At 45.5% G+C, this 7,787-nt stretch carries 9 protein-coding genes; all 9 read right to left on the bottom strand.

Going from position 1 to position 7,787, the window contains the following annotated elements:
- Window positions 1–219: 219 nt before the first annotated feature.
- Window positions 220–960, bottom strand: a complete 741-nt coding sequence (locus tag A3756_RS09860) for a hypothetical protein (protein WP_068553425.1) — start codon at window positions 958–960, stop codon at window positions 220–222.
- Entirely contained in the window at window positions 947–1,492 is a 546-nt protein-coding gene (locus A3756_RS29225) for a DUF2878 domain-containing protein (RefSeq protein WP_068515392.1), read from the bottom strand. The genes A3756_RS09860 and A3756_RS29225 overlap by 14 nt, the downstream gene beginning before the upstream one ends.
- Window positions 1,493–1,540: 48 nt before the next feature.
- Entirely contained in the window at window positions 1,541–2,809 is a 1,269-nt protein-coding gene (locus A3756_RS09850; protein ID WP_068515394.1) for a cyclopropane-fatty-acyl-phospholipid synthase family protein, read from the bottom strand.
- A gap of 34 nt (window positions 2,810–2,843) precedes the next feature.
- Window positions 2,844–3,650 carry a DUF1365 domain-containing protein gene (locus tag A3756_RS09845; protein ID WP_068515398.1) on the bottom strand — a complete coding sequence of 269 codons (807 nt, stop codon included), beginning with the start codon at window positions 3,648–3,650 and terminating at the stop codon, window positions 2,844–2,846.
- On the bottom strand, window positions 3,650–4,954 hold the full coding sequence (locus tag A3756_RS09840; protein ID WP_068515401.1) for an NAD(P)/FAD-dependent oxidoreductase: 1,305 nt from the start codon (window positions 4,952–4,954) through the stop codon (window positions 3,650–3,652). The genes A3756_RS09845 and A3756_RS09840 overlap by 1 nt, the downstream gene beginning before the upstream one ends.
- Window positions 4,951–5,790 carry an SDR family oxidoreductase gene (locus tag A3756_RS09835; RefSeq protein ID WP_068553424.1) on the bottom strand — a complete coding sequence of 280 codons (840 nt, stop codon included), beginning with the start codon at window positions 5,788–5,790 and terminating at the stop codon, window positions 4,951–4,953. Before A3756_RS09835 ends, A3756_RS09840 begins: the two co-directional genes overlap by 4 nt.
- 12 nt (window positions 5,791–5,802) lie before the next feature.
- Window positions 5,803–6,258, bottom strand: coding sequence for a nuclear transport factor 2 family protein (locus A3756_RS09830; protein ID WP_082865183.1), 456 nt, complete (start codon window positions 6,256–6,258; stop codon window positions 5,803–5,805).
- 15 nt (window positions 6,259–6,273) lie between these two features.
- Window positions 6,274–7,266 (bottom strand): acyl-CoA desaturase, encoded by a 993-nt coding sequence (locus A3756_RS09825; protein WP_068515410.1) that lies wholly within the window; start codon window positions 7,264–7,266, stop codon window positions 6,274–6,276.
- A partial coding sequence (locus A3756_RS09820; RefSeq protein ID WP_197481261.1) for an FAD-binding domain-containing protein occupies window positions 7,263–7,787 on the bottom strand: 525 nt, incomplete at its 5' end. The genes A3756_RS09825 and A3756_RS09820, both read right to left, overlap by 4 nt.

The raw sequence follows: 7,787 nt of genomic DNA, 5'->3' as shown, positions 1-7,787 counted from the left end.
GGCACCATCAAAAGCTAAAGGTCTGCTTTCCTGTTTTAAGTAATGTAAGGTTTCGAGGAAAATAGGCTCGATTCTTATGACCGCTATTCACCATTTTTTGATACTGGGATAAAAGTTCGTATCAGTAATATTCAGCCAAAGCTGAGAGAAGTACCAAGGCCTGCTTTTGGCACTTAGCGGACGTCAAGCAGCGCTTGCCAACCAATAGAAGAATTGAACTCAGAAGTAATGGTATTTAATATGCGCCACATAATTATCTGTTTTTAACTCGCCGTTCTTTTCTCTTAGGATGTTGGTCAGCCCTTTGTATTCCAATAAACGTTTTGAGGACCGTTCATAGTGCAGGTAAATCGGGTCCATCACTAGTCCGATTAGCCAGCTTTGCGGCTTAATGGATAGTTGCAAGCGTTCTTCATTAATATCAACAGTCTCTAGTTTGAAACCAATTAACTCAGACCGATCAAGCGACAGGATTTCAAATTTGATCTTCTTTCCCGCTAGCAAGTGCTGCCAATATTTGATGACCAAACGATCAAAGCCTGCATCGGCGACAATGCGCTTGCTGTTATCAATGCTTATCGTTTCATGCTGCAGGTCTTTCTTTTTGATGTGTTCAATCTTTACCTGATTGTCAGTTTTGGTCAGAAGACTTGTTTGATTCGAGCGGAGGTCGATAAAGCTCATGTCGGGTATTAATTTATGCTTCGAGAAATCCAGATCTTTCTTCGCAAAGACCTCTCCGTCTGGCGCCTTGTATTCGACATATGCATTGTCATACTGATTTGATCGATTGAGGTTTATATAGTGGTGCTCTGAGTACAGCAACTCGTCACTGTCTAGCGAATACGCTTTGCCCTCAAACTGAACGACTTTGATATCGCTTGGCGCAGCTTGTAGCTGAGCGCAAAGCGAAGAGAGCACAAAGAAACTGGCAATTGAGAAACTGCTAATAGCTTGCATATTTGCCTCCTTGGGCTGGCAGATCCTCCTTTGGTGAAGAGGGGAAGATTGCAGTACACAGAACTCCGACTACGAACCATTCTAGGATGATGAAAATAAGGGAGGCGTCTGCAAAGTGAAGCGCGCCGAAGTGACGGCCTGCCAGGTATGAAGCGGGTCCGGAAATGCAACATAAGCAGATGAAAAAATATGGCTTGGCTAAAAACCATTGCAGCGACGAAAGCAGTGTGAGCGTAAACGCACACCACATTATGATTAACCACAAGGGAATTATAAAATCGTTGGTTCTTAACTCGGGGTTCGGAAACTGGTAAACGCCTAGATGCATAAGCAAGCTGTCGATCAGAATGCCGATACACGCGATATACAAGAGTTTTAATGAGTTGTGAGTCGATGCGTTTGTTCGAACGAAATGCACTAATAGCAAGGCGAATGCGCAGAGCGCCAGGTACCAATCTGATAAAATTGCCAGAAACCAACAGCTTTGGAATAACACCGCATTGAGGAGCCTATTTAGTTGTTCCCGAGACATTGAGTAGACTCCTTAATGGTGTGGTTGGCTATATCGCTTATCACTGCCTTATATGCGAGACAGGGGCTCGTTTCTATAACCTGGTTTAGCGAATAACATATGAGATACGCCGATAGAGCGCTCTTTGAAACCTCCTGCGCAGTAGCAGAGGTAGAACTCCCACATACGTTTAAATTCTTTGCTATAGCCTAGCTCTGTGATGGTCGCTGAGGCTTTATTAAATGAATCCAACCATGCTAGCAGTGTTCTAGCGTAGTGTTCCGCAAAGTCCTCTTGATAAACGAGTCGTAGGTCGCTGGCCTTCATCGATGAGCTAGTGAGAGCCTGAATTGAAGGAATACAACTACCAGGAAAGATATAACGCTGAATAAAATCGACGTTGCGTTTGGCGTACTCGAAACGCTGGTCTTCAATTGTGATGGCTTGAATCAGCATCGCGCCATTTGGTTTCAACAGTGAGGCGCAAGTCGCGAAAAAGGTGTCATAGTATTGCCAGCCAACCGCTTCGATCATTTCTATTGAAACGAGCTTGTCGAATTGCCCCTCTAGCTCACGATAGTCTTGCTTTAGAAGTGTGATTTTATCGCTTAAGCCTGCTTCGCTGATCCGTGTTTGTGCTAACTCATGTTGTTTATCAGAGATCGTGGTGGTGGTGACTTTGCAGCCATAGTGCTTGGCAGCATAGATGGCGAACCCGCCCCAGCCAGAGCCAATTTCAACCACATGGTCAGATTCAGATAGGTTTAGTTTTTCACAGATAGTCTTAAGCTTGTATTGTGATGCCTCTTCCATGCTTGCCTGTTCGCTAGGGAAGATGCCAGAGGAATACATCATTGTCGGGTCCAGGAAGGTCTTAAATAAATCATTACCCAGGTCGTAATGCGCAGCGATATTTCGCTTGGAGCCTTTTTCGGTATTTTGGTTCCAGAGGTGAAAGGCTTTAGTTAAGGGCCGGGATAGCAGGGCGAAGCCGCCTTCCATTTGATCTAGAATATCACGGTTCTGGACCATGACTTGCACTAGTTTAGTTAGATCCGGTGAGCTCCAGTCTTCTGACATATAGGCTTCTGCCGCGCCTATGCTGCCGCCCGTCATAATATCTAGATAACAATTTTCATCAAGAATATGTAGCTCGGAATAAAGCGGGTCATTGGGAGAAAGTGGTTCTCCGAAGAGTGTACGTGCGCCTGGTTCAACAATGACAATTGTCCCCGTGTGCAGTTTTTGTAGCTGCTTATGTACGAGTTTTCGGGCGACGCTACTTACACTGAATTTTGATTGCTTTTTGGCGTGACTCACTAGGCTTGTGGGACTCATCTCGATGTCTCCTTTACGGGCATTCGTTGTTATCTTATTTGCTTAAGTTAGGGTGATCGTAAAATGGTATGCGCTTTAGCCATAGCTTTAACGCTTGCCAATATATCCCCATGCTTACTCTTACGGTCATAAACGGAAATCGGATCAGTGTGCTGGCTAAATAGTTTGTGAAATCGTATCGCTCCATCACTAACGTGGCGTCAAAGTGCTTTTCGTTTTGTTCGTCGCGCTGGGTGTTATCCATATGCACTCTTAGCCCTTGGTTTGGCTCATCAAAGGTCCAGTGATAGGTCATATCCATAGGGTTGAACGGCGAAACATGAAAAACTTTGGGAAACTCATAGTGGTGATATTTTTGTGCTTTCAGGGCATACGAGCCATACTCTCCCGATTGACCTACGGGTAGCACATAAGCATGCCGTTCACCCCATGGGGTGTTGGTGATTTCAGCCAAAATAGAAACCAGCTTGTTAGCTTTGTCAAAACAGTAGTAGAAGGTGACAGGGTTAAAGACTGCATTGAAATAGCGGGCGTGGCACAGCATTCTGACGTGTTCAATTTCCGGCGCAGATAAACCTTGTTCGGTGAGATTGTTCGTCACTTTGTTAATGACGGCTTGTTTTAAATCGCCCGATTCGGGTGAGTAATAATCATCGCGACGAAACGAGACAATATTGAACTTTTCGAGTGAACAGTACCACTTCGATTTACACAGCGATTCTAACTCGTCTAAGTCAAGATAGAGCATAAACAAGGGGTAGCGAAACTGGTGTTTCTTGGGCAAAAAACGACGATGCCGTATCGATCCTCTATATATTGAGCTGTGCTTTATTTTGCTCACTAGAGTGTTTCTCCGAAAGCCTCTGCGACGCGAAGTCCGCTATTGACCCCATCTTCATGAAAGCCGTTGAACCAATAGGCACCACAATAGTGTGTGCGTCCATGACCAGACTCAGGGTTACCACTTATTTCATGATGACGCGCCTGTGCTTTGACGCCGTCTTGGCTAAAGACCGGGTGGCTGTAGTTGAACGTGCGAATGATCTTGCTGGGGTCTATTTCATTGGTCCTGTTTAGAGTAACTAGAAATGTTTCGGGAGCGTCGTCGAAGTTCTGCAGGATGTTCATGTTGTAAGTCACCATGGCACAATCATTAGCGCGCTGAGGAATATGATAATTCCAAGCCGCCCAGGCCAGTTTTTTCTTAGGCATGAGGCGAGTATCTGTATGCAGAGTGACGCTGTTGTCCTGATAGGGGATTGCGCCAAGAATCTCGCTCTCTTTTTCAGACACATCGCCGAGTAGCCGTAAGGCTTGATCGCTATGGCAGGCAAAGATGACCTGATCAAAGGTCTGCACAGAATGGTCGCTAAAGGTAATGGCCGCCTCGCTAGGGCTTCGTGTTACCTTTATGATATTGCTGTTAAGGTGAATGTTGTCTTTAAAACGCTGTGTAATCGGTGCTATGTAAGACTCTGAACCATTCGTTAGTACCCTCCACTGCGGTCGATCATCGACACTTAACATGCCGTGATTCTTAAAAAACTGAATAAAGAATTTTAAGGGAAACGATAGCATTACATCGACAGATGCAGACCAGATAGCCGCTCCCATTGGAACAATATAATAGTTTTTAAACGCGTCGGAATAGCCATTTTGTTCAATGAATTCACCTAGGCTTTGCTCAGTGTCGAGTGTACCCGCTTCCAAGCTCTCAACCGTTTGTTTGTTGAATTTAAGGATGTCGCTTATCATCCTCAGAAACTTAGGGCGGAACAGGTTACTTCGTTGCGCGAATAAGCTGTTTAGGTTGGTGCCATTGTATTCAAGGTCAGTGTTTTCACATCGTACACTGAAGCTCATGTCTGAATCTTCGCTTGTAACGCCTAGCTGGTCCATTAGTTTGATGAAGTTAGGGTAGGTCCAGTCATTAAAAACGATAAAACCTGTATTCACCGGGTAGCTTTTGCCTTGGCATTGTACGTGTTCGGTGTGGGTATGGCCGCCAATATAGTCGTTCGATTCGAATAAGCTAACGTCATGACGCTTACTCAAAAGATAGGCAGACGTCAGGCCCGCGATGCCTGATCCGATGACCGCAATGCGTTGGTTTGTAAGGTGCTGGTGAGAAGGGTTCTGATTCATTGCTGGTGATCCTGAGGGTTTGTCGTCGCGATTGACTGAGTTGTTCTTGTAGAAGAATCGGCCTGAGATGCATTGCGCGATAACTTGGCAAGTAAAGAAAAGCGAAGATGATCAGGTAACAAAGAGATCAGCTTCAGTGTTCGAGTAAATCGTTGCGGAAAATGTATGTCGAAAATGCCTCTTTCAAGTCCGGAAATAATTCGACTGGCAGCTTCTTCGGGTTCCATGAGTAGTGGCATTGGAAAATCATTGAGATCGGTTAAAGGTGTTTTGACAAACCCCGGACTCACTAGATGAACGTCAATGCCTTCTTGCTGTAAATCTATTTTTAAGCACTCGGTAAAATATCGTAGTGCCGCTTTTGAAGCGCCGTAGACATGTGCTCTGGGAAGCGCTTGATAGGTGACGCTGCTCGACATCACGACCAGTTTTGGCGTTTTTCCTTGTTTGGCGGATTCGCGCAACAGGGGCAGCGCTGCATTGATGGTCGAAACAGCGGCCGTGAAATTGGTGTCCATCACGCGTTTGATACTGCTCATATCAATTTCGTCTGAATCGATATACTCACACGTACCCGCGTTCACGACGACCATATCAATCGACGGATAAGTGCTTTGCAGCTTTTCTACGACGGCTTGGCAAGCACTATCATTGGTGATATCTAGCGTTTGTGGCTCGCACTTTGATGGTGTCTGTCCGCACAACGCGTCTAGTTTATCTTCTGAGCGAGCGCTTGTTATGATTGATTTATCAAACTTCGCCAAGGCGGTGACGAGCGCTTTTCCAATCCCGGTGCTAGCACCAATTACCCAAATACGTTCAATATCATTCAGCATTGTCGGCTCCTGCTACTTCATAAAATATTTTAGAGTTTGGATAAGTTTCCCCATGACCGGTATGTGCTCATAGAGCAATTGCCCGCCATCAAAGTAGTCTCTGTGGTAGTACACTTTGTCGTTGAAACGTATTAGGCTTGCCCCTTCAATCGTGATTATTCTGCCTTTATTTAGCTTCGGGTGAGCATATTTCATGGTCCAATTTAACATGGCATCATTGTCTTTAACCCACTGGTCATGGAAGGTGAACTGGCAGGAAAGTAAGTTCTGATACAGTGACGCGCAGTACCCTTGAAAGTTAGCTACGCCTTCTATCCGATGAAAGCTATCTTCGAATAATACGTCTGGTTCGTAGACTGCTTCAATGATTCCACTATCGCAGTTATTCGCATCGAGCGTGTGGAAGAGGTGCTTGAATCGCTCTACAACATTAGCGGGTGTTTCTGACTTTATAACGACGACTGACATGATGATTGTGCCTTTTTAAGTATGAACGTTTATGCTTGAACGTTTTTGTCTACCTTCTTCTAGGATACGAGAAGGCACAGGGTTCAGATCAGAAATAATTCTAAAAAAGCTCAATAGACGCAGTATCAAGTAAGAAATATCAATCTCCCACCAGTAGAAACCCTGCCTTGCAGAGACGGCAAAGCGGTGATGATTGTTGTGCCAGCCTTCTCCCAGGGTAAGCAGTGCAAGGAAAGCATTATTCCGACTTTGGTCTTTTGTCTCAAAGCGCCTTGATCCCCATACGTGACCAAGAGAGTTAATGGTGAAGGTGGCGTGAAACAAAAATACTGTAGAGATAAAGAAGCCCCAAACCAGAATTTGTAAACCATTAACGCCTGAGTTTGGTAAAGCATAAGCCAAGTATTCACCCAGCATGTACATGCCGATTGCGAAGAGAACGGGCACTAGGCTATCAAAGCGATTTAGAAAGCGGAGTTCAGGGAACTTCGCTAGGTCTTTTATGACACTGTAATCGGTTTTAAACCCTTCATCGCTCATGAACCATCCGACGTGACTCCACCAAAAACCATGAGCAATGGGAGAGTGTAAGTCTGACTCTTCATCTGAGTGCTTATGATGATTCCGGTGATGAGCGGCCCACCAAAGCGGGCCTCTTTGAGACGCTGAATTGCCTAGCACGGCAAAACAAAACTGCCAAAAGCGGTTGGCCTTGTAACTCTTGTGAGAAAAAAAGCGGTGATAAAACGCGGTGACCGCAAACATCCTTAGCCAAAAAGCGGCTAAACAGATCGCAATGGCGACGGGGCTCCAGCCTGTCCAGATGACACCTAGGCAGCCTAAGTGGACGGCAATAAATGGCATGCAACGCATCCAGTTTACGGTGTTGGTAGCGTGCTCCCTTTTGGGGTCAGGTGAGTAAGACTCAGAGTCAAACCAGCTAATAAGGTTACCTATTAGCCTTGTTGAGTGACCCGCTTTAGTCTTACTGCTCGGTGTATCGTTCATGAGTAATAGTCCAAAAGAGGAAGCTGTTCAGTATCAGCTTGTTTGTGAAGCGATTTAAATGCCGCTTTCGTTTGTGACGTTGCCAGGGCGTGTTCGACTATTTCTGCGGGGTAAGCGCATGCAGCTCTCTGTTCTTTAGTTGGTTGGTGTATTGACTTGCTATCCAAGGTTTGTAGTTCAGGAACATAGCGTCTTATAAACTGTCCTTGGGGGTCAAAGCGTTCAGACTGGCGTGTGGGGTTAAAAATTCTGAAGTAGGGAACCGCGTCGACGCCTGTCGAGGCTGACCATTGCCATCCACCATTGTTGGACGCCAAATCACCATCGACTAGCATTTCCATAAAGTACGCTTCACCGAGTCGCCAATCAATTAATAAGTGCTTTGTTAAAAACATCGCGGTAATCATGCGTAGTCGATTGTGCATCCAGGCTTTTTCTTTTAATTGGCGCATGGCAGCATCAACGATGGGGTAGCCTGTTTTTCCAGCCTTCCATTGTTCAAACAAACGATGGTCTTTACG

The organism is Oleiphilus sp. HI0086, assembly GCF_001635225.1.
This window is presented reverse-complemented; position numbering and strand designations above follow the sequence as displayed.

Excerpts from the sequence above, each read along its gene's own strand:
- A3756_RS09850 (WP_068515394.1), bottom strand. The coding sequence starts at position 2,809 with ATGAGTCCCACAAGCCTAGTGAGTCACGCCAAAAAGCAATCAAAATTC.
- A3756_RS09825 (WP_068515410.1), bottom strand. The coding sequence starts at position 7,266 with ATGAACGATACACCGAGCAGTAAGACTAAAGCGGGTCACTCAACAAGG.
- A3756_RS09830 (WP_082865183.1), bottom strand. The coding sequence starts at position 6,258 with ATGTCAGTCGTCGTTATAAAGTCAGAAACACCCGCTAATGTTGTAGAG.
- A3756_RS09835 (WP_068553424.1), bottom strand. The coding sequence starts at position 5,790 with ATGCTGAATGATATTGAACGTATTTGGGTAATTGGTGCTAGCACCGGG.
- A3756_RS29225 (WP_068515392.1), bottom strand. The coding sequence starts at position 1,492 with ATGTCTCGGGAACAACTAAATAGGCTCCTCAATGCGGTGTTATTCCAA.
- A3756_RS09860 (WP_068553425.1), bottom strand. The coding sequence starts at position 960 with ATGCAAGCTATTAGCAGTTTCTCAATTGCCAGTTTCTTTGTGCTCTCT.
- A3756_RS09840 (WP_068515401.1), bottom strand. The coding sequence starts at position 4,954 with ATGAATCAGAACCCTTCTCACCAGCACCTTACAAACCAACGCATTGCG.